17 protein-coding genes and 2 pseudogenes are annotated in these 20,762 nt (G+C 68.9%); 9 read left to right on the top strand and 10 right to left on the bottom strand.

Annotated features, from left to right (window positions below):
- The first annotated feature begins 8 nt into the window (after window positions 1-8).
- A complete protein-coding gene (locus ACFVH0_RS26300) occupies window positions 9-317 on the top strand; it encodes an ArsR/SmtB family transcription factor (protein WP_385823963.1) in 309 nt (102 codons plus the stop codon).
- A complete protein-coding gene (arsB, locus tag ACFVH0_RS26295; RefSeq protein WP_385823962.1) occupies window positions 314-1,432 on the top strand; it encodes an ACR3 family arsenite efflux transporter in 1,119 nt (372 codons plus the stop codon). The genes ACFVH0_RS26300 and arsB overlap by 4 nt, the downstream gene beginning before the upstream one ends.
- 698 nt (window positions 1,433-2,130) lie before the next feature.
- Here the strand turns inward: arsB and ACFVH0_RS26290 are convergent.
- Window positions 2,131-2,496: an ArsR/SmtB family transcription factor gene (locus ACFVH0_RS26290; RefSeq protein ID WP_385823960.1), complete on the bottom strand. Its 366-nt coding sequence runs from the start codon at window positions 2,494-2,496 to the stop codon at window positions 2,131-2,133.
- Window positions 2,497-2,600: 104 nt separating this feature from the next.
- On the opposite strand from ACFVH0_RS26290, the gene ACFVH0_RS26285 reads away from it, so the two are divergent.
- Both ACFVH0_RS26285 and ACFVH0_RS26280 read left to right on the top strand, forming a co-directional pair.
- Entirely contained in the window at window positions 2,601-3,989 is a 1,389-nt protein-coding gene (locus tag ACFVH0_RS26285; RefSeq protein WP_385823958.1) for an NAD(P)-binding domain-containing protein, read from the top strand.
- Between the two features lie 225 nt (window positions 3,990-4,214).
- Complete coding sequence (locus tag ACFVH0_RS26280) at window positions 4,215-4,412, top strand: hypothetical protein (RefSeq protein WP_385823956.1); 198 nt, start codon at window positions 4,215-4,217, stop codon at window positions 4,410-4,412.
- Window positions 4,413-4,540: 128 nt separating this feature from the next.
- Here the strand turns inward: ACFVH0_RS26280 and ACFVH0_RS26275 are convergent, their stop codons facing one another.
- A complete protein-coding gene (locus tag ACFVH0_RS26275) occupies window positions 4,541-5,332 on the bottom strand; it encodes an MBL fold metallo-hydrolase (protein WP_385823954.1) in 792 nt (263 codons plus the stop codon).
- 113 nt (window positions 5,333-5,445) lie between these two features.
- Between ACFVH0_RS26275 and ACFVH0_RS26270 the strand changes: the two genes are divergently transcribed.
- Window positions 5,446-6,048 carry a CGNR zinc finger domain-containing protein gene (locus ACFVH0_RS26270; RefSeq protein ID WP_385823952.1) on the top strand — a complete coding sequence of 201 codons (603 nt, stop codon included), beginning with the start codon at window positions 5,446-5,448 and terminating at the stop codon, window positions 6,046-6,048.
- A gap of 203 nt (window positions 6,049-6,251) precedes the next feature.
- Here the strand turns inward: ACFVH0_RS26270 and ACFVH0_RS26265 are convergent, their stop codons facing one another.
- Window positions 6,252-6,389 carry a hypothetical protein gene (locus ACFVH0_RS26265; protein ID WP_385823950.1) on the bottom strand — a complete coding sequence of 46 codons (138 nt, stop codon included), beginning with the start codon at window positions 6,387-6,389 and terminating at the stop codon, window positions 6,252-6,254.
- 135 nt (window positions 6,390-6,524) lie between these two features.
- Window positions 6,525-7,379 (bottom strand): alpha/beta fold hydrolase, encoded by an 855-nt coding sequence (locus tag ACFVH0_RS26260; protein ID WP_385823948.1) that lies wholly within the window; start codon window positions 7,377-7,379, stop codon window positions 6,525-6,527.
- A gap of 314 nt (window positions 7,380-7,693) precedes the next feature.
- On the opposite strand from ACFVH0_RS26260, the gene ACFVH0_RS26255 reads away from it, so the two are divergent.
- On the top strand, window positions 7,694-8,662 hold the full coding sequence (locus ACFVH0_RS26255; protein WP_385823946.1) for a dimethylarginine dimethylaminohydrolase family protein: 969 nt from the start codon (window positions 7,694-7,696) through the stop codon (window positions 8,660-8,662).
- A gap of 464 nt (window positions 8,663-9,126) precedes the next feature.
- On the opposite strand, the pseudogene ACFVH0_RS26250 reads toward ACFVH0_RS26255, so the two are convergent.
- Window positions 9,127-9,288, bottom strand: a pseudogene (locus ACFVH0_RS26250) (IS5/IS1182 family transposase); the annotation flags it as partial.
- Between the two features lie 165 nt (window positions 9,289-9,453).
- On the opposite strand from ACFVH0_RS26250, the gene ACFVH0_RS26245 reads away from it, so the two are divergent.
- Window positions 9,454-10,434 (top strand): carbon-nitrogen hydrolase family protein, encoded by a 981-nt coding sequence (locus ACFVH0_RS26245; RefSeq protein WP_385823944.1) that lies wholly within the window; start codon window positions 9,454-9,456, stop codon window positions 10,432-10,434.
- 163 nt (window positions 10,435-10,597) lie between these two features.
- Here the strand turns inward: ACFVH0_RS26245 and ACFVH0_RS26240 are convergent.
- A pseudogene (locus ACFVH0_RS26240) lies at window positions 10,598-11,077 on the bottom strand (SMI1/KNR4 family protein).
- 337 nt (window positions 11,078-11,414) lie between these two features.
- Between ACFVH0_RS26240 and ACFVH0_RS26235 the strand changes: the two are divergent.
- Window positions 11,415-12,203 carry an SAM-dependent methyltransferase gene (locus tag ACFVH0_RS26235; protein WP_385823942.1) on the top strand — a complete coding sequence of 263 codons (789 nt, stop codon included), beginning with the start codon at window positions 11,415-11,417 and terminating at the stop codon, window positions 12,201-12,203.
- Between the two features lie 1,017 nt (window positions 12,204-13,220).
- On the opposite strand, the gene ACFVH0_RS26230 is transcribed toward ACFVH0_RS26235, so the two are convergent.
- From ACFVH0_RS26230 to ACFVH0_RS26215, 4 genes are all read right to left on the bottom strand, one after another.
- A complete protein-coding gene (locus ACFVH0_RS26230; protein WP_385823940.1) occupies window positions 13,221-14,525 on the bottom strand; it encodes a BNR-4 repeat-containing protein in 1,305 nt (434 codons plus the stop codon).
- 225 nt (window positions 14,526-14,750) lie between these two features.
- Window positions 14,751-16,052: an extracellular solute-binding protein gene (locus tag ACFVH0_RS26225; protein ID WP_385823938.1), complete on the bottom strand. Its 1,302-nt coding sequence runs from the start codon at window positions 16,050-16,052 to the stop codon at window positions 14,751-14,753.
- Between the two features lie 76 nt (window positions 16,053-16,128).
- On the bottom strand, window positions 16,129-17,052 hold the full coding sequence (locus ACFVH0_RS26220; RefSeq protein WP_385823936.1) for a carbohydrate ABC transporter permease: 924 nt from the start codon (window positions 17,050-17,052) through the stop codon (window positions 16,129-16,131).
- Window positions 17,049-17,996: a carbohydrate ABC transporter permease gene (locus ACFVH0_RS26215; protein WP_385823934.1), complete on the bottom strand. Its 948-nt coding sequence runs from the start codon at window positions 17,994-17,996 to the stop codon at window positions 17,049-17,051. The genes ACFVH0_RS26220 and ACFVH0_RS26215 overlap by 4 nt, the downstream gene beginning before the upstream one ends.
- A 433-nt stretch (window positions 17,997-18,429) precedes the next feature.
- Here ACFVH0_RS26215 and ACFVH0_RS26210 point away from each other — a divergent pair, with 433 nt between their 5' ends.
- Window positions 18,430-20,727: an FAD-dependent oxidoreductase gene (locus tag ACFVH0_RS26210; RefSeq protein WP_385823932.1), complete on the top strand. Its 2,298-nt coding sequence runs from the start codon at window positions 18,430-18,432 to the stop codon at window positions 20,725-20,727.
- The last annotated feature ends 35 nt before the right edge of the window (window positions 20,728-20,762 follow it).

Raw genomic sequence — 20,762 nt, 5'->3', positions numbered from 1 at the left:
ATCAGTGCATGCTGACTTCAGTCGATCCTGATGTGATCCGGGCGCTGGGCGATCCGCTCCGGCTCCAGATCGTGACCCTGCTGGCGCGCGAAACGCTCTGCACGACGCACCTGGTCGCGGAGACCGGGGCCAAGCAGACCAACCTCTCCAACCATCTGAAGGTGCTGCGCGAGGCCGGGCTGGTGGAGACCGAGCCGTGCGGCCGCTTCACCTACTACAAGCTCAAGCCCGAGGTCCTGGCCGGCCTCTCCGGGCAGTTCGCCACGCTGGCCGAGTCCGCCCGCAGTGCCGCCGGGAACAAGAGGGCCTGCCCGTGACCACCGAGCGCACCACGACGGGCCCCGCCGCAGACCAGGCTGGGGGAGGTGACGACTCGATCGTCAGGAAGCTCTCCACGCTCGACCGCTATCTCGCGGTGTGGATCCTGCTCGCCATGGTGATCGGCCTGGGCCTGGGCCGCCTCATCCCGGGCATGAACGACGCGCTCGCGAAGATCGAGGTCGGCGGAATCTCCCTGCCGATCGCGCTCGGTCTGCTCGTGATGATGTACCCGGTCCTCGCCAAGGTCCGCTACGACCGGCTCGACCGTGTGACCGGCGACCGCAAGCTGATGGTGTCCTCGCTGGTCATAAACTGGATCGTCGGCCCGGCCGTCATGTTCGCGCTCGCGTGGATCTTCCTGCCGGACCTGCCCGAGTACCGCACCGGCCTGATCATCGTCGGCCTGGCGCGCTGCATCGCCATGGTCATCATCTGGAACGACCTCGCCTGTGGTGACCGTGAGGCCGCCGCCGTGCTCGTCGCTCTCAACAGCGTGTTCCAGGTCATCGCGTTCGGCCTGCTGGGCTGGTTCTACCTCGACCTGTTGCCCCGGTGGCTGAACCTCGGTGACGGCCAGGGCCTGGACGTCTCCGTATGGCATATCGCCCTCAACGTCATCATCTTCCTCGGCATCCCGCTGCTGGCCGGCTTCCTCACCCGCCGCATCGGCGAGCAGAGGATGGGCCGCGAGGGCTACGAGACGGAGTTCCTGCCGAGGATCGGCCCCTGGGCTCTGTACGGGCTGCTGTTCACGATCGTCATCCTGTTCGCCCTGCAGGGGAAGACGATCACCTCGCAGCCCCTGGACGTGGTCCGGATCGCACTGCCGCTGCTGGTCTACTTCGCGGTCATGTTCTTCGGCACCTTCCTGCTCGGCCGGGCACTCGGTCTCGCCTACGACCGCACGGCGACGCTGGCGTTCACCGCGGCGGGCAACAACTTCGAGTTGGCCATCGCCGTCGCCATCGCGACCTTCGGCGTCACTTCCGGCCAGGCCCTGTCCGGGGTCGTCGGCCCGCTCATCGAAGTGCCCGTCCTGATCGGCCTGGTCTACGTCGCGCTGGCCTGGCGCAAGAGGTTCGCCGCCGACGCGGTGACGACGGCGCCGTGATGCACAGGGTGGACGTGGTGGGGGTAGGGGGGGGGGGCGCGGGGGGGGGCCCCCCCGGCCCCCCCGGGGCCCCCCACGCCGATGGGGGCCGTGCCAGTGCGGGCGCAGAAGGCTGATCCGTCGCCGATCACCACCTGCGCCGTAACAAGCTCGACCTCAACATCCTCGACGCCCAGGAAGAGCCGGGCGGCGCCTGGCAGTACACCTGGGACTCGCCGCACCCGTTCTCCCCGGCCGTGTTCTCCTCCCTGCCCGGCCGCCTCATGCCCGCCCAGCCCGGCGAGGAGTGCCCGGACGCCGAGCGCGTGGTGCAGTACCTGGCCGCCTGTGAAAACCGCTACGAACTGCGTGTTCACCGCCCGGTCCCCGTCCCGGCCGTGCGCCGGGACGGGGACCGGGCGCGGATGGAGACGGACTCCGGCGACCGGTCGGCGCGGACGGTCACCTGCGCGCCCGGGACAGGGGGGCGCCCCTTCCTCCCGGCTGTCCCCGGCCGGGAGATCTTCACCGGCCGCCAGTTGCACACCACCGGCCGACGCTGCCCGGCGAGTCGGCCGGGCAGTGGTAGCCGGTGGTCGGTGGCAGCAACTCCGGTGCACAGATCGCCACCGACCATTTCTGTGCTCCAGGCGTATCAGGCGCGCTGCTGCCCGGCCGACGGCACCGGCCGACCGCCGGCACGGGCCGCTGGCCGTCGGTCAGATGCGCAAGTCGAGCATGGCGGACATGGTCGCAACGACGGGCGGTGCGACCCGGTAGTAGACCCAGGTCCCGCGCCGCTCGGAGGTCAGGAGCCCGGCCTCGCGCAGCTTCTTCAGGTGGTGGGAGACGGTCGGCTGGGAGACGCCGACGTCGGAGATGTCGCACACGCACGCCTCGCCGCCCGGGTGCGAGGCGACCTTGGAGAACAGGCGTAGCCGCACCGGGTCCGACAGGGCCTTGAACATCACGGCCATCTTCTCCGCGTCGCCCTGCGACAGCTCCCCGGCGGTGATCGGCGGGCAGCACGGCACCACGGTCCCCGCGTCGAGAACCGGCAGGTCCGCAATCTCTGACTTCGACATGTGTCTATGTTGACACTTGTCGATATCGGGGGGCAAGCTCAAGACATCGACAGCAATCGAAACAGCTGCCGGATCAGCCGCCTATCCCGGAGGACATCACCGCCATGACCACCACTGCAGACCTGCCGGTCGTCGTCATCGGAGCCGGCCCCGCCGGGCTGGCCGCCGCCGCCCACCTGGTCGAGCGCGGCATCGAACCGCTGGTCCTGGAGGCGGGACCGGCCGCCGCCGCAGCGGTTCGCGACTGGTCGCATGTGCGGCTGTTCTCCACCTGGGGCGAGGTCACCGACCCGGCCGCAGAGAAGCTCCTGGCCCCGACCGGCTGGACCAAGCCCGACGCGGCCACCTACCCGACCGGCGGGGACTGGGCCGAGCAGTACCTCCAGCCCCTGGCCGATGCCCTGGGCGAGCGTGTCCGCTTGGGCGCCACTGTCACCGGGGTGTCGCGCGCCGGCCGCGACCGCATCGTCGACGCCGACCGCGAAACCCAGCCCTTCGTCGTCCACTTCACCACCGCCGACGGCAGTGAGGAGCGCGCCTTCGCCCGCGCGGTCATCGACGCCTCCGGCACCTGGGCCACCCCCAGCCCGGCCGGGGCCAGTGGCCTGCCCGCCCTCGGCGAGAAGACAGCAGCCGACCGCATCACCCACCGCGTCCCCGACCTCAAGAACCCGGCCGTCCGCGACCGCTACGCAGGCAAGCGCACCGCCGTCATCGGCTCCGGCGCCTCCGCGTTCACCGCCCTGGCCACCCTCGCCGGCCTCGCGAAGGACGAGCCCGGCACACACGCGGTATGGATCCTGCGCCGAGGCATCGGCGGATCCACCTTCGGTGGCGGCACCGCCGACCAGCTCCCCGCCCGCGGCGCCCTCGGCCTGGCCGCGAAGGCCGCCGTCGACAACGGCCATGCCGACGCGGTCACCGGCTTCCGCACCGAAGCCATCAAGCCCGACGAGGACGGCCGCCTGATCCTTACCGGCGAGGACGGACGCCGTCTCGACCCGGTGGACGAGGTGGTCGTGCTGACCGGTTTCCGCCCCGACCTGTCCTTCCTCTCCGAGGTCCGCCTCGGCCTCGACGAACGCCTCCAGGCTCCCACCGCGCTGGCCCCGCTCATCGACCCCAACCAGCACTCCTGCGGCACCGTCTACCCCCACGGCCACCGCGAACTCTCCCACCCCGAACCCGGCATCTACCTGGTCGGCATGAAGTCCTACGGCCGCGCCCCCACCTTCCTCGCCAGGACCGGCTACGAGCAGGTCCGCTCCGTCACCGCCGCCATCGCCGGTGACGCCGAATCAGCCGACCGCGTCGAACTCACCCTCCCCGAAACCGGAGTCTGCGGCGGCGCCGGACTCTTCGACGAGCCGGCAACCGACCAGGCCGACACCGGCGGATGCTGTGCTGCTCCGGCGCCCGCGCTCGTACAGATTGGCGTCGGCTCCTCTCTGCCGGTCGCAACCGCCGAGGAATCGTCGTCCGGCTGCTGCTGACTTGAATCAGGGCGCCCCGGCCGCCTTGCGTCAGGTGTCGTGAAAGCCGACGCCGACTTGATGATTAAGCGGAAGGCAGCACATCCTGCGCGGATCCGGCAGTCACCGAATCAGGCCTGGTAGGCCGGTCGAGACCGGTGGCCGCTGCCCGTGACCGAGCCCGACGCCCTAGGGGCCGCGGCCGGAACAGGGGACCGGTCGCGGCTCCGCGCCGTACTTCCGGCCGTGTGCATCACACAGATCACCAGCTGGGGAATCGTCTGCCGCCCCTTCCCCGTACGCGCCCCCACCATCACCGCCGACACCGGCCGGCCCACCGGAGCGACGGCAGCCGCGTTCTCCGCCGCCCTCGATCACGCAGCCGTCGGCATCCGCATCAACGCCGTCTGCCCCAGGATCGATCGACGTCGAGATGATCCGTAGCTTCGGCGTCACCCGCCCCGGCCGACGCGAAGGACTCATCGCTGCTGAACCCGACGGGCCGCCACGGATCGAACCCGTATGGGAGGAATCAACCGCTGGTGACCGTGCTGGACGGTCTCGTCGCCGGGTCAGCCCCGGTGGCCCCAGTCCAGGCGGTCAGCCAGCCCCGCAGCGGTGAAGGCGGCCGCCAGGTCGTCGCGGCCCTCGGTGAAGTGGGCCCAGCTGTCGTAGTGGACAGGCACCACGCGGCGGGCGCCGAGAAGCTGGGCTGCCTCGGCGGCCCGGGTGCTGTCGAGGACGATGCACTGGCCTTCGAAGAGGGCGGAGAAGCGGGGTGCGCCCGCGAAGAGGACAGCGGTGTCCACGGGGCCGAACCGTTCGGCGATCTGCTTGACCAGGTCGAGCGAGGCGTTGTCGCCACTGACGTAGACGGTGGGCAAGCCGGCGCTGGTCAGTACGAAGCCGACGACCTCGCCGGTGAACGGTTCGACCTCCTCGCGTGTCCCGGGCCCGTGAACGGCCGGCACGCCGGTCACCGTGATTGTGCCGCCGCCCGGGCGGTCCAGCTCGATGGACTCCCAGTCGGCCAGGCCCCTGGCCTTGTCCGCGAGGCGCTTCCCGCCACCGGGGGTGGTGAGGGTGAGTGGGACATCGGCGAGCAGGGCGCGTCCGGAGTCGTCGAGGTTGTCGGCGTGCTCGTCGTGGGAGAGCAGGACCACGTCGACGCGGCCGAGGTCGGCCGGGCTGCCCGCGGAAGGCGCGGTCTTGGTCAGGACCGGGCCGTCCGGCGCCCGGAAGTCGCCCGGGCCGTCGAAGGTCGGGTCGGTGAGAAAGCGCAGGCCGCCGTAGTCGAAGAGGGCTGTTGGGCCGCCGAAGACACGGACGGGAAACTGCTCGTTCGCTGCAGTGTGGGAAGACATGAGAAGCGCACCTCACGGATGGTTGTAACTGAACCGTGAGGTCACGATAGGGCGGGCATCACGGATAAGGCAATGCCAAACCGTGAGAATCATGGATGGCTGGAGCTTGTACCATGAGGGTCATGGAAGAGATCGTGCCCTCCGAATCCAGCCTGCCGATCGCACCGGGCGCGGAGCAGTACCCCGCTCTCGCCCTCGCCAACAGCGCCATCGCGCTGCCCGGCGGGCACTACATCGACCAACTCGGCACCCCCGCAGGAGCGAACGAGTGGCTGACCGAACGCGATCTCGCCCCGGTCGAGATCGGGATGCGGGAAATGTGCGCGACGCAGCTGCGCTCCCTGCGTGAGCAGATCAGGGCGCTGTTCGCCTCCCGAGTCGACGGGCTGCCCGCCCTCCCCGCTGCCCTGGGCGCCGTCAATGACGCGCTGATCAGGGTTCCCACCGCCCCGCTGCTGCAGTGGGACGACAAGACCGGCCCTTACCGCGCCGCCCCGCACCCCACCACACAGATCGTCGACCACGCACTCGCGACCCTCGCCGCCGATGCCGCCGACCTGCTCACTTCCCCCGATGCCGAACGCCTTACCGCCTGCGGTTCCCCGCCCTGCAACCGCTACCTGCTCAGGCGCGGCCGCCGCCACTGGTGCTCCACCCGCTGCGGCGACCGCGCCCGCGCCGCCCGCGCCTACGCCCGACGCAGTAGCGCCCCCTGATGACAGGGCTCATGACCGGCGAGCCATCGAAATCACCACAGCTCCCCGTAACGCCCCTGTCTGGGCTCGCGGTGGCGAACGCAACCACCACGACGCCCTGGCGGAGTTCCTCGGCGGCGGTGAGGGAGATGCCGAGCCGCTGCGTACCTCGGCCAAGTTGACCGGGGTGAGGATCGGCGCGGGTGCTGCGGTGGACGCGAAGGTCACCAGGGGCGGGCGATCGCGGCGAGGTCGTCGGCGGTGGCGTCCGCCTCCCACCACTCCGCGTAGGGGGAGCCCTGCGACTGGGTGGGCAGCTGCATCCCGTGCAGCAGCCGCCCCGGCGGAAACCTGTGCGGCATCCGCGTCCCAGCCTCTCACCGAGGCAATCTGTCCGGGCGTCAGATAGACCATGCCGCACGTACGGTTGCACCTGATGAGACTGACCGCCAGGCAAGGGTGGGCAGCGCGGGACTGGCAGCCGATGCGGAACCGGGTCAGCCCCAGAACTCCCGCAGGGCGGCGTTGACGGCGGCGGGCTGCTGGGTGTGCGGGTAGTAGCCGGGCACCCGCAGGAGGCAGCCCCCGAGGGAGTCCGTGAGGGACTCGGCCACAGCCATGAGGGGGAGCCCCACGTGCTCGCGGTACGTGGCCGGCGCGCGCTCCCAGGTTCCGCAGATCACCAGAGTCGGCAGGGCGGCGCCCCGGACCATTTCCAGCGGGATCTCCGCCTCCCAGATGGGCCGCTCCCTCATGGATGTGGCAACGGCACGCAGCCGGCGCGACGTGGGCTCGGGCATAGTCATCCCCAACCCCTCGGTGGACGCACGTAGATACTGCTCCGGCGTGATGCCGTCCGGGATGCCCGGGGCACCGTCGCGTACCCGGCCGAGGAGGTCGGCGACGACTGGGTGGTGCGCGGCGGCGGTGAAGGCGGAGGGCTGGATGAGGGCAAGGGAGCGGACGAGGTCGGGTCGGCGCGCGGCGACGATGAGCGCGGCGACGGCGCCGTTCCCGTGCCCCACGAGGTGGGCACCGCCCAGGCCCACGGCGGAGACCCCTTCGTCGAGAACCTCCACGATGTCCTCGGCGTCGACGTCGAAGTCGCTGCGCGCGGTGTCCGGGCTGTCGCCGTAGCCCCGGCGGTCTACCACGAGGAGCCGCCGGCTGTCCGCGAGGGGCCGCTGCCCGGCGAACCCGTACATGGAGTCGCTGCCCCAGGTGAAGATGTTGTGGATGAAGAGGGCGGGGGCAGCAGCGGCCTCCGGGGTCACCGGGGCCGCCGAAGCTGTCGGGGCCCCTCCTTCGACCCGATCGCGGTCATCCCACACGGTCACGTGCACGGCTGCCATAGGTCATCCTCCCGAAGCTGAGGAACATCAACTCCCGTCAGGCTAAACCGTGATCCACGGCCGATGCCTGCGGATGACGTTCGGAAGATGGAGGACTGCCTTGTGACCTGCGATGACGGGAGTTCTTCGCGGTTCCGGCACACGCAGTCAGCAAGGCCCTTCCGACGGCCGTATCGGCAGGGCCGGCACCGCGGTCCTGCCGAAATGGCCCCCTGGCTCACACGCACCACAGAGGGGCTTTCCTGTAAATAGCAGGTCATGGAGATATCGTCACGAAAGGTGCACGCGAGTCGGCTGGAGTCAAGAGGAGCGCTATGCCCGAGGTGTATGTGGAGAGTGAGTTCGCTCCGTTGCGGACAGTGGTTCTGGCGCAGAGCGAGGTGTCCATTCCCGCGTCGGCCATGTCATCGGACGACATGCGATTCCTTCCCGCAGGGAGCCGGACGGAAATCTCCGCCGGCGGAGACATGAAGGACTTCGCCCCGGAACGACAGGCCCGCTGGGAAGGCGAACGGGAAGCTTTCCGTGCGGTTCTTGAGCGCCACGGAGTCCAGGTCCACAGACCTCGTCCGCTCACTCCGGAGGAGAAGGCAGCTGCCGACGGCGGTTACGCCAACTTCTTCGCCCGCGACCCCTTCTTCACTGTCGGGAACCAGGTCGTCGAGGCATCCATGCGCCTCTTGCATCGGCGTCGCGAGGTGCTGCCACTACGAGAAGTGATGCGCGATCACGTATATCCGAGCGACTGCACGTACGTCGCGGTTCCCATGCCGGAGGTCGCCGCTCCTGATGACCTCACCCTCGGACCGGGCCCCTTCCTCGAAGGCGGCGATGTCCTGGTCCTCGGGAAGAAGGTCTTCGTCGGTACCTCCGGGCTGGCCTCCAACTCACTGGGTATCCAATGGCTGGCCAAGTTCTTGGCGCCATACGGCTACACGGTCGAAAAGGTGCTTCTGCATGATCGCATTCTGCACCTGGACTGTGCGTTGGGGTTCATCAAGGAAGGGCTTCTCGTTGCCTCTGAAGAGGCATTGCTCGAAGGAATCCCCGACTCGCTCAAGGAGTGGGAGAAGATCACCGTCGACCTTGATCAGGCCACCTCCTTGGCCACCAACGGTCTCCCTCTCGGCCCGGACGTGTACGTAACCGACCCTGAGTTCTCCTTCCTGGGCCAGGAGATCGAAAGGTTCGGCGTACGCGTCGAATACGTGGACTTCTCGATCACCCGTTCTCTGGGCGGGTCGTTTCGATGCAGCACTCAACCGCTCCTGAGGAAATTCTGATCCACAGATTCCGGCCGAAGAGGGGTACGGCGAGGATGTATTCCAGGCCGCGTCTTTCCAAGGCGGTGAGGAGTTCGGAGGCCGCCGTAGACCTCGTCGCCGGTCAAATGAGCGAGGCGGAGCGGGGCGCACACCTTCTACGAGGCGGCCGACGCGTCGGCCGGGGAGCAGCCCTGCCCGGTTCGAAGGAGACCGCGAACGGCTCATGACCGAGTACCACCAGTCGCATACGCAGTAACAGATCGGTACGCGATTGAGCTCGGGTCGTGCCGACTCGACCGATTGGCTGGTGGGTGATTGCCAGGCGGTGCTGCGTGCGAGCATGAGTTCGGTGCTCGGGCGCTGTCGGGAGGCCCCGCGGTCGGTACGCTCGGAGACCAGCCCAGTGATGGTGACCTGCCCGGGTGCGCCGCCGGACCGATCACCGACCTCGGCATCGTGGTCTCCGGGGAGGCCGGCACGCCCGAGTTGCCGTCGATGGCGAGCTGGTGGTCGGTGGTGTGCCGGTAGTCCTTCGACTGCTCGGCGGTGACGTGATCGCGGGTCGGGGCCAGGATGCCGTCCACGATCAGCAGGGCGTCCTTGGCGTACCTCTTGCACGGCTGGAGGGCGAGTATCGGCCCGAGGTCGATGGCAGTCTTCTTCGTGACCGACTCACCCGACCATCCGCATCTGGACCGTGCGCCCCGGACACCGCTCGACGGGCTGTTCCTGCCGGGGTGCGCTGCACTTCTGAGGAGGACTCCGACATGTCATCTCCCACTTCTTCCACGAAACGAACTGTCGCGGCGGTGCACGCAGCTCCGGTGTTCATGGACACCGAGGCGACCGTCGACAAGGTCATCCACTTCATCGAACAGGCCGGCCGGGAAGGCATCGACCTGCTGGTGTTTCCAGAGACCTTCGTGCCCGGTTACCCGTACTGGATCGAGGCCTACGCCCCGCTGGACCAGCAGGGCGCCAACGTCGCCTACGCCGAGGCGTCCGTCGAGGTGCCCGGTCCGCAGATCGCCCGGGTCCAAGCCGCATGCGACCGCGCCGGGGTCGGCGCCGTTCTCGGTGTCAGCGAGCGGCTCGCGGGTACCCGCACGTGTTTCAACAGTCAGGTCTTCATCGAACCCGACGGCACCCTTCTCGGAGTTCACCGCAAGCTCCAGCCCACCTACGCCGAACGCATCGTGTGGGCTCAGGGCGGCGGCGCCACCCTCAGCGTCTTCGATAGCACTCTGGGCCGGATCGGCGGCCTGGCCTGCTGGGAACACACCATGAACCTGGCCCGGCAGTCCCTGATCGCCCAGGGCCAGCAGATCCACGCAGCAGCATGGCCCGGTCTGTCCACCATGACCGGCTTCGAGACCGTCGCCGACGTCCAGATCGACGCCATGATGAAGACCCATGCGCTCACGGCGCAGGCGTTCGTCATCTCTGCCGGAAACCCGGTGGACGAGACGTGCCTGCGGTGGATGGAGTCGACTGTCGGACCGCAGAAGCACATCACTGCGGGCGGTGGCTGGTCGGCCGTGATCCACCCCTTCAACCAGTACCTCGCCGGCCCGCACACCGGCCTTGAGGAGAAGCTCGTCACCGCCGAGATCGATCTCGCCGACATCGACGCCGTCAAGGTCTGGGTCGATTCCCGCGGCCACTACGCGCGACCGGAGATCCTCGGCCTACGGGTCGACCGACGCCCGCTGTGGCATGACGAAGGACACCGCGAATGGCCTGCCGCCCCGAGCGACGGCATCGCCGCCCCGGCAGCCGAAACGGCCTGAGCAGACGACATCGGTCCCCGTTGTGTCGGTTACCGTTCAGCTCCGGTACGCATCGCCGTGTGGCGACCATAGAACCTGGTCCGGATAGGACCCCGAGCGTCACAAGGTCTGCGACAGAGCCAACTCGGGTTCGGGCTCACGTTCGGCGAGCGGTTACGGACAGTCAGATCCTCGGAGCCGCCATGCGATGGCGGTTCGAATGGGCACGAGGTCGGGGCGAGGCAAGTTCCGGGGCTCGGTAGTCGCGTCCGGCGCTCATGTGGTTCGGCCGGCGTTCGTACCGGTCGAGGAAGTCGGTCGCGGAGGAGACGTTGGGGCCCCAGTACCTTCGCTGTCCGTCGAGGACGCGGCCGGTGAGTGGACCGGTCACAGCGAGGACGCATACGTCGGTGCAACCCATTTCAATGATGTGGAGGAAAGATCGCGTTCGTCTGCTCTGGGGCCTGCGTCACCGAATCCGCGGGGTGATCCTGGTTCTCCGCGCGGATTCATGACCAGCGGAGAACGCCGTCCCAGCGTTACGAGACTGTAGAACGGTGCCGCGCCTGAGCTGCCGATTGCTCTTCCCGAAGGAGTGGCTGCGCATCTGTTGGAAAGGGATCGCCGCCAACTTGCGACGCAGGTGCGGTACGCGTGGATCCACAGTGCATCTTCTCTCGTTCCGGTCACCCTGTGGGGGCTGCCCACGACCGCGCCGGTCATGGTCCGTCAGATCTCCACGAGCCACGCGTAGATCGTTCCACAGCGAAGATCAACATCTCGAACGTGCCTCAACAGGCGACATCCCAGTCCACTGAGCATCCGCAGCGCGCGCAGAATGACCGCGTATGCCCTGCAAGCCAAGTTGGGCGCCATCACCGTCGCCCCCGACGGGAAAGGGCACGTGCGGAGCCGACGCGTGGGCGGGCCTGGCATGATGCCGGAGACCACCGAGACTGCCGCCACGGCTGCCCTTCGGACACTACGAGACGAGAAGCGAAATGACCGAACAGACAGAGCTTGAGGCACAGATCCGCAGCGGCGTACCGCACTCGGCCCGCGTGTGGAACTACTGGATCGGAGGCAAGGACCACTATCCGGTCGACCAGGAACTGGGAGACCAAGTCATCGCGAGCTACCCCCAGACCCGGGACCTCGCCCGCGCGTCACGGGCCTTCCAGGCGCGTGCGGTGCGCTACCTGGCCGAAGAGGCGGGAATCACCCAGTTTCTCGACATCGGAACCGGGCTCCCCGTCCAGAACAGCACCCACGAGGTCGCCCAGAGCGTCCAGCCGAAGGCACGCATCGTCTACGTCGACAACGATCCGCTGGTTCTGACCCACGCCCGCGCCCTCTTGACGAGCGCACCGGACGGCATGACGAATTACGTGCACGCGGACATGCTCGAAGCCGAGCGGGTACTCCATGAAGCCGGACAGACCCTGGACATGACACAGCCGGTAGCCGTCATGGTGCTGTCCACGCTGGGACACGTCGATCCCCAGTCCGGCATCGACCTCATGCGCCGATACATGGCCGGCACCGCAACAGGCAGCTATCTGGTGCTCTGCGACACGATCGCCACTCCCCAGACTCTGGCAGCCCAGGAAGCCTACGCGGCCGGAGACACTCCGCCCTACCTGGTGCGGCGGCCCGAGGAGATCCTTGCCAGCGCCGACGGGATGGAACTGGTCGACCCGGGATTCGGCTCCATCTCGCTGTGGCGTCCGAGCCGGAGCGAAGATGGCGTTGAGCCCGTCGATCAGTGGGGGTTCGTCGCCCGCAAGTGATATGCGGCCCTTGCGCCCCAGGGCGGTTCGGGGTCTCGGCTGCGCGATCCGGGAAGGACTGTGGAAGGTTCGCGTTGCACTCGCGGGCGCCGTTTCGCTGCCAGGCCGGCCGGCGTCACATGGGGATGTCGTGACCTGACAGAGGGGTCGGCCCTGCGGAACGCGCGAAGTGACCGCAGAGCCAACCCGGACAACCGTCCTGTCAGGGCACCCGCGCCCGACCGTACGAGCGGCAGTAGTCCACCCCCGGCCTCGAACTTCCCGCTGCCCTTCAGGAATGCCCTGAGGGTCCGGGATCGGATGCCGGGGGAACTACTGCCCGAGCAGGCAGCCACGGCCGCGGCCGTGACGCCTGGCAGTTGGTATCGCAGCGTGGCACGGTGCCGCACCATCGGGACGGAGTCCCTGGTGTCCGTCGGACCTCCCCTCCTGTCTCCGTCATCGCGCACCCGAGCGCGACGGGTACACACACCGTTGCTGCACCCTCACCCTCGCCCTCACCCTCGCCCTCACCCTCACCCTCAGGCCGGCGGCGCGACCCTCTATGACCGAACCCATCAGCCCCCTGGCTTCCTTCATACCTTGAGAATTGACGTCGGTCCGGAGGGGGTGGTGCGCAGCGGATCGCCCCAGCTGAAAACATTGAGCGGTGTGAGCATGCTGCGTCCACCACGGTGTGGTGTGGGCCGTGACCGGCGCCGAGGTGGAGCACCACCGGGGGAGCGGTCTGACGAAACGTCGTTGGCGTGGGCATGAGCGAGTGACCAGCAACGCCTGAAGGCAATGACGCCCGCGACTCGGGCGGCCGAGCTTCCGGACAGCACCAACCTTGCCAAACGCATCATCGAAGAGGCTGCTACCGATGCGGCAGAGATCCCCGTCCGGGCCCCGGGCGGGAGGGATTGGGGGAGAGCCGCAGGCGAGGGCAGCCGCGCCTGGAGGTTCCGAAACCCGCGGCGGACGGGCAGGCCGTGCCCCGGCCTGCCCGTCCGTGTCCGGCGGCTGCCGGACGGGGTCTCAGCGCAGCCCGTAGTAGAGCGAGTTGTGTGCGGTGTCCGGCAGGTACAGCACGTCGTTGCCGTCCGAGTCCCGCCGCACCGCGAGCCGGTCCGCGCTCACGCCCGGCGCGGCGGACTGCGCGGTCCAAGTCCCGTCCGCGGACTGGGTCGCGGCGAAGACGCGGTCGGTTCCGGAGCCGGTGATGTAGTAGACCCGCTTGGTGTCCGTCGCGTCCCAGGTGATGCCCAGGGCCGCGGCGGTCTGGCCCCCCGCGTACACGGTCTTGCTGATCCAGCCGCTGCCGCTCGGATAGGCGTAGTACACGCGGAAGTTGCCGCCGCTGTCGGCCGAGCGGTAACGGTAGGCGACCTTCGGGGAGGAACCGTCGAGAGTGAGCTTGGCGCTCTGCACCGCCGGGCCCGGGTAGGCGTTGTCGGTGCTCCACTCCTCGCCCGCGGTGAGGTCCTGGATCACGTCGGAGGTGGCGGGGGTGACCGGGGTGGTGACGGCCGCGCCCGTGCTGTCGGCGAAGGCGCCGGTCGCCGGGTCGTAGCGCAGGTAGGACAGCTGGTGGCGGAACGCGGTCGCCGGGGCCTTGGCCCACTCGTACAGCAGGTGCACGCGCCCGGCGGCGTCCACCGTCAGGTCGTCGGGGTACACGGAACGGTTCAGCGCCCCGGCGAAGGTGGCTACCGTGCTCCAGCGCGCGGCTGCGTTGTCCCAGCGGTACAGCTTGCCGGGACGCTGGTCGGCGCCGGAGCCGACCCGGGCGGCCAGATACAGGTCGCCGTTGGGTGCGGTGGTCACGACGGGGTAGGTGATGCCCACGCCCTGGTCGGGCAGTTCGGCCGCGTGGTCGGTGACATCGGTACCGGGGGCCTCGGTGCGGAAGTAGCGCCAGGAGTTGGCGTGCATGGAGGCGAACACATGCAGGCGGCCGCTGCCGTCGCGTGCGACGGAGGGCTGGTTGTGCCCGTTGTCGTCGGGGAACTCGGCCTGCTGCCCGCTGCCGTCCAGCAGTGGCAGGCGGCTCCAGACCCCGTCCGGGTCACGCCGAGCGATGGCCGGGCGGTGTGTGGCGGCCGTCGATCCGGGCTCGTTGAAGGCGAAGTACGTGTACTGACCGCGGCCCTTGTACGTGGCGACCGGCGTCCACCAGGCGGCCTGGTTCGACGAGTCCATCGCGTACGGGACCTTCTCGATCACCGTCGCCGCGGCCGCCGTGCTCTGAGTGTTGTCGGCGTGGGCGGCCGGCAGGGGCGAGAGCAGGGCGGCCAGGGCCGCGGCCGAGGCGGCGTACGCGCGTGCCGTGGGACGTCGCAAGGTGAACTCCTTCGCGGGCGTGGGTGGGGCGGACGGGGGCCGCCCCGCAGGTCGGGCCGCCCCTCGTTCGATGCGTCGGGAGCCTACAGCGGATCCCGGATCATGAATAGAAGTTGCACAATGCGGATTCGGATTACGTACAGGGGAATGCGTGTGCGGCATGGCGAGGGGCCCGGTGCAGACCGAAACGGCCTGCACCGGGCCCCTGTGGCGCCGCGTGCCGGTTCAGCGCCTGATGAGGTCGGTGACCTCCTCGGCGGCCTTCCTCATCGCGTCCTTCGGCTTCTCCTTGCCGACCAGGACGGCCTGGACCTGCTTGGCCACGGCCTCCTCGATCTGGGCGTTCTGGGCGAACTGCCAGAACGGGCTGCCGGTCGCCGTGTCGGTGATCTTCTCGGTCCACTCGGTGGTGAAGGTGTCCTCGGCGACCTTCGGGTCGGCCAGGCCCGCGGTGGTGGACGGCGGCAGGGCGCGCTCGGTGAAGTACTCGGTGGTGGTGGCGCGGTCGGAGGTGGCGTGCAGCGCGAACTCGGTCGCCGCGTCCTGCCCCTTGCCCTTGACGATCGCGATCACACCGCCCCACAGCAGCGCCTGCGGCTTGTCCCCGGCGCGCAGCACCGGGCGCTTCATCGGCTGCATCGCGTCGGCCAGCGTCTTGTCCTTGGACTGGGCCGCGGTCACGCCCTTGCCGATGATGGCGTCATCGTAGAAGGCAGCCTTGCCCTGCCCGAACAGGGCGCGCGCGTCGAAGCGGTCCACGTCCGCGGCGATCAGCTTCTCGTCGTGCAGCTTCTTGTACCAGGTGACGGCATCGACGGAGGCGTCGTCGCCGATGGTGACCTTGCTGTCCTCCAGGAGCGTGCAGCCGAAGGTCTGCATCCACGGGAAGATGTCCTTGAGCTGCGCGACCTTGGTGGCCGCGGCGTAGGGCACGATGCCGCCGCCCAGCCCCTTCAGCTCCCGCAGCGCGTCCTCGAACTCCTGGATGGTGGTGGGGTGCTTCTTGATGCCGGCCTTCGCCAGGAGCTTGGAGTTGGCGATCACCCCGATCGAGCCGGTGTTCCACGGCAGGCCGTACTGCTTGCCTTCGTACATCCCGCTGTCCAGCGCCACGTTCGTGTAGCCGCCCTTCAGGGCCACCGTGCTGAGGTCGGCGAGCTTGCCCATCTGCGCCACCGCGGCCAGCCAGGCGATGTCCAGGTGCACCGCGCCGGTCGTCTCCCCGCCGCCGAGCTTGAGGGTGAGCTGGCTCAGGTACTCGTTGTACGGGTACGAGACCGCGCGGATCGTGGAGCCCTCGGCCTTCTCCCACGCCTTGATGATCTTCTCGATCGCGGGCTTGGCGGCTTCCTCGTTGAGGGACCAGGAGGTGAAGTCGAAGTTCTTGGACTTCGTGTCGCCTCCGTTGGAGGAGGAGCTCGCGCCGGACGGCGCGCAGGCGCCCAGCACGCCGGCGCCGGCCACACCGAGCGCGCCGATGCCGAACATGCGCAGCGCGCCGCGCCGGCTGATGCCAGAGGTGGTCATGGTGTCTCCATGGGGGAGTGGGCGGAAAAAGGGGCAAGCAGGTGGGGGGAAGGGTGCGGGACGGATCCCGCGGGCTTCAGCTCTTGACCGAGCCGGCGGTCATGCCGCCGACGAGGTAGCGCTGCAGGAACATGAAGGCGATGACCACCGGGACCGACACGATGAGCGAGGCGGCCATCAGCTCGGGCCACGCGGTCTGGAACTCGCCGATGTAGGTGGAAACGAGGCCGGGCGGCAGGGTCTGCTTCTCCTTGTCGGCCAGCGTGACGGCGAAGATGAAGTCGTTCCAGCCGCGGACGAAGGCGAACAGGCCGGCGGCGATCATGCCGGGCGCGGCCAGCGGCGCCACCACGGAGTGCAGCGTCCGCCAGCGGGACGCGCCGTCGATGGACGCCGCCTCCAGCAGGGCGTCGGGGATGGTGTCGAAGATGCCCTTCAGCATCCACACGCACAGCGGCATCGTGAACGTGGTGAAGGACAGCACCAGGGCGGTGTACGTGTTCAGCAGCCCGAAGCTGGAGAACACCGCGTACAGAGTCACCAGCAGGAGCGCCTGGGGGAACATCTGGGAGGCCAGCACCAGATGCATCAGCGAGCGCCGGCCCCGGTAGCGGAACTTGGAGAACGAGTAGCCCATGTACGTGGCGACGACCACGCTCAGCACGGCGGTGATCGAGGCCACGATCAGGGAGTTGACCAGGTACGTGATCAGCTGGTCGTTCTCGGCCAGGGCCGTGAAGTTGTCGAAGGTGATGTCGGTTGGTATCAGCTTCGGCGGGAACTGGAAGGTCTGCTCGGGGCTGCTGAGGGCGGTGGCCAGCAGCCAGTAGACCGGCAGCATGCCGAAGGCGCCGATCACCAGGACCGCGCTCCAGGCGGCGATCCGCGAGCGCAGCAGGTCCTTGCGGATCCGGCGCCGCGAGGTGCGCCCGGCGGAGGTGGCCGACGTCCTGTGCCGGCCGGTGCCCGACAGCGGGGTGGTGGAGGTCGTGGAGGTCATCGGGCGTCGCCCTTCCGCTCGGTGATCCTGAGGTAGACGGCGACCAGAAGCAGCAGGAGCAGCATCCACAGGCCGCCCAGCGCGGTGGCCCGGCCGATGTCGAAGCCCTTGAAGGCGGTCTGGTACACGGCGGTCGCGAAGGTTTCGGTGGCACCGGCCGGACCGCCGCCGGTGAGCACGTAGATGGTGTCGAAGTGCTGGAAGTTCCAGATGAACTCCAGCAGCAGCACGATCGAGGCGACACCGCGCACCTGCGGCCAGGTCACGGCGAAGAAGCGCCGGATCGAGCCCGCCCCGTCCATCGAGGCCGCCTCGTGCAGCTCCTTGGGCACGGTCTGCAGGCCGGCCAGGAGCATCACCATCATCCAGGGGAAGCTCGCCCAGGTCTTGGTGACGATGACGGCGAGCATGGCGGTGCCGGGCTGGCCGAGCCAGGAGATGGACTCCTCGATGATCCCGGCCTTCATGAGGATGCCGTTGAGCACGCCGTAGTTCGCGTTGAAGATCCACATCCACAGGAAGGAGACCACCACGCCCGGGATCACCCACGGGAAGAGGAACAGGCCGCGCAGAAAGCCGCTGCCCTTCAGGCCGGAGTTCAGCGCGAGCGCGAGTGCGAAGCCGATCACGAAGGGTACGACCGTCGCGCCGACGGTGAAGACCAGCGTCTGCTTGAAGATCGTGAGGAAGTCGCCGTCCAGCCAGTATGCGAAGTTCTCCAGGCCGACGAACTCACGGCCCGGCAGTCGCAGGTCCTGCTTGAAGAAGCCCGTGAACAGTGCCGATATCAGCGGATAGATGATGATTGTCGCGAACAGGGCGAGTCCCGGTGCGGTCAGCAGCAGTGCGAACGCGCCGTTCGAGAGTCGCCCGCCGCCCCGCTCACGGCGCGCAGCGGCCTTGCGGGGAGGTGCGGCCTTTTGGGGAGGTGCGGCCGTACTCATGGGTGTGTCCTCTCGAACGGGGCGGGAGCGGTGGTGCGGGGCATGGCACGGCGGGCCGTGTGCCGGAAGGCGGACGCGACGCGGCCGGGTGTGAGCGGCGATGCGCCCCGTCGCCTGTCCCGGCCGGGCCCTTGTATGAGTGCCATGCATGCTCCATTGAACGCAAGTTGCAGCATGCGGGATCGTTCTCCATATCGCGCGACGGCGTCAACCCTTCTGACTGGTGAAACGCCGGTTCCATGCAGGACGGCGGCATCGCCGAACAGGCCAAGTCTGACTGTCGGCCCACGGCGGCGGTGTCGTCGACTGCGCCGGAAATCTACAACACATCCCACTGGCTGAACAGTGGTTGCACAATATGCATGTGATGTACGTTCAAAGCCGCTCCGGTACGTCGGAGAGTAACCGAGCTTCACATCAAGGAGGCCGCACCGTGCGGGAAGAAGAGGCCCACTACGACATCGCCGTCATCGGCGGCGGCCTGGCCGGGACCTGCGCGGCCATCGCCGCCGCCCGGCTCGGCCGACGTGTCGCGCTGGTCAACAACCGGCCCGTCCTGGGCGGCAACGCCAGCAGCGAGATCCGCGTCTGGGTCTGCGGCGCCACCGCGCACGGCGTCCACCGCTGGGCCCGCGAAACCGGCATCATGGGCGAGCTGTACACCGAGAACCAGTACCGCAACCCCGAGGGCAACCCCTACTACTGGGACCAGGTCGTCCTCGATGCCGTACGGGCCGAACCGAACATCGACCTGTACCTCAACACCGACGTACGGGAAGCCGACGCGAGCGGCCCGGACGACGCACGCGAGATCCACTCCTGCACCGGCTGGATGATGGGCTCCGAACGCCGCATCACCTTCCACGCCGGGCAGTTCCTCGACTGCACCGGCGACGGCCTGCTCGGCCACCTCGCCGGCGCCCACTACCGCATCGGCCGCGAAGCACAGTCCGAATTCGGCGAACCCTGGGCCCCCGAAGAAGAGGACGAGGCCCTGCTCGGCTCCACCATCCTCTTCCACACCAAGGACACCGGCCGCCCCGTCAAATTCGTCCCCCCCGCCTACGCCCGCGACCTCGCCACCACCCCCATCCTGCGTAACCGCGTCCTGCGCACCGGCGACAACGGCTGCGACTACTGGTGGATCGAATGGGGCGGCGAACTCGACACGGTCCACGACAACGAACGCATCCGCGACGAACTCCAGGCCGTGATCATGGGCATCTGGGACCACATCAAGAACTCCGGCGAGTTCCCCGACGCCGAGAACCTCACCCTGGAATGGGTCGGCAGCCTCCCCGGCAAACGCGAATACCGCCGCTTCCTGGGCGACCACGTCCTCACCCAGCAGGACATCCTCGAACAACGGCAGTTCACCGACCGTGTCGCCTTCGGCGGCTGGTCCGTCGACCTCCACCCCGTCCAGGGCATGTACGCCGACGAGCCCGGCGCCCGCCAGCGCTACGCCGACGGCATCTTCCACATACCCCTGCGCTCCCTGTACTCGGCCAACGTCACCAACCTCCTGTTCGCCGGACGCAACATCTCCGCCACCCACATCGCCTTCGGCGCCACCCGCGTCATGGCCACCTGCGCCACCCTCGGCGAAGCCGCGGGCACGGCCGCCGCCCTGTGCGCCGCCGAGAACCTCACCCCGCGCGAACTGGCCACCAAACACCCCGACCTGGTACGCCACACCCTCCTGCGCCAGGACGCCTCCGTCATCGGCCTCGCCGACGACGACCCCGACAACCTCGCCCGCACCGCCCGCGTCACCGCCTCCTCGCACCAGAACCGGCTGGCCGCCGAACCCGCACCCTCCGCACCCGGCGAGCCCTACCCGCTCACCCGCGACCTCGCCCTGCTGCTCCCGGCCGATCCCGCACTCGACACGGTCGACCTGCTCGTCCACGGCGCCCCCGGCCGGCCCAGCGAACTGACCGTGGAACTGTGGAGCACCGGCCGCCCCGAGAACGCCGTCCCCGCCGACCACTTGCTCACCACCACCGTGACGGCACCGGCAGGCGGACCCCACTGGGTCACCGCCCGCCTCGACCACCGCCCCGGCACCCCGCACAACGTCGTCCTGATCGTGCGCGCCTGCCCGGACGCGGCCCTGGTCCTGCTCCCCGAACGCACCGACGGCGTCCTCGCCCTGCGCAGCAAGGCCGAGGGAGACGCAGCCGTCGACCACGACATCCCCGAAGAGGACGGCCAGCCGGTACTGGAATGGCAGGCCCGCGGCCTGCGCCGCCACACCTTCGCCTTCCGCGCGACCCCCGACACCGCCGCCTTCCTGCCCGAACGGGCCGTCGGCGGATATCAGCGCCCCTACAAGGGCCCCCAGATGTGGTCCTCCAGCACACTGCCCGACCCCGGCCGGGCCGCACAGTGGCTGCGCCTGGACTGGGAAGGGCAACAGCGGCTCACCGAAACACGCGTGGTGTTCGACGACGACGTCGACGAGTACCTCAACAACCTGCACCGCCACCGCACCCCGTTCGAGATCATGCCGGAACTGGTCCGTGACTACCGCATCCAGAGCCGTGAGCCCGACGGCACCTGGCACACCCTGCTGACGGTGACGGACAACCGTCGCCGCCACCGTGTGCACCGGCTGAAGGGCGCGGACGGCGGCCCCGTGCGCACCGACGCGTTGCGGCTCGTGGTGGATGCCACGCACGGGGCGCCGCATGCCCACGTGATCGCGTTCAAGGCATACGGCGCGTAGTCGGCAGACGGAAAGGTGAGGGGGCCGGTGGAGGC

Source organism: Streptomyces sp. NPDC127117, assembly GCF_042677325.1.
Lineage (GTDB): Bacteria > Actinomycetota > Actinomycetes > Streptomycetales > Streptomycetaceae > Streptomyces.
Note: the sequence above shows the minus strand (reverse complement) of the source record. Positions and strands in the feature narration are given on the sequence as shown.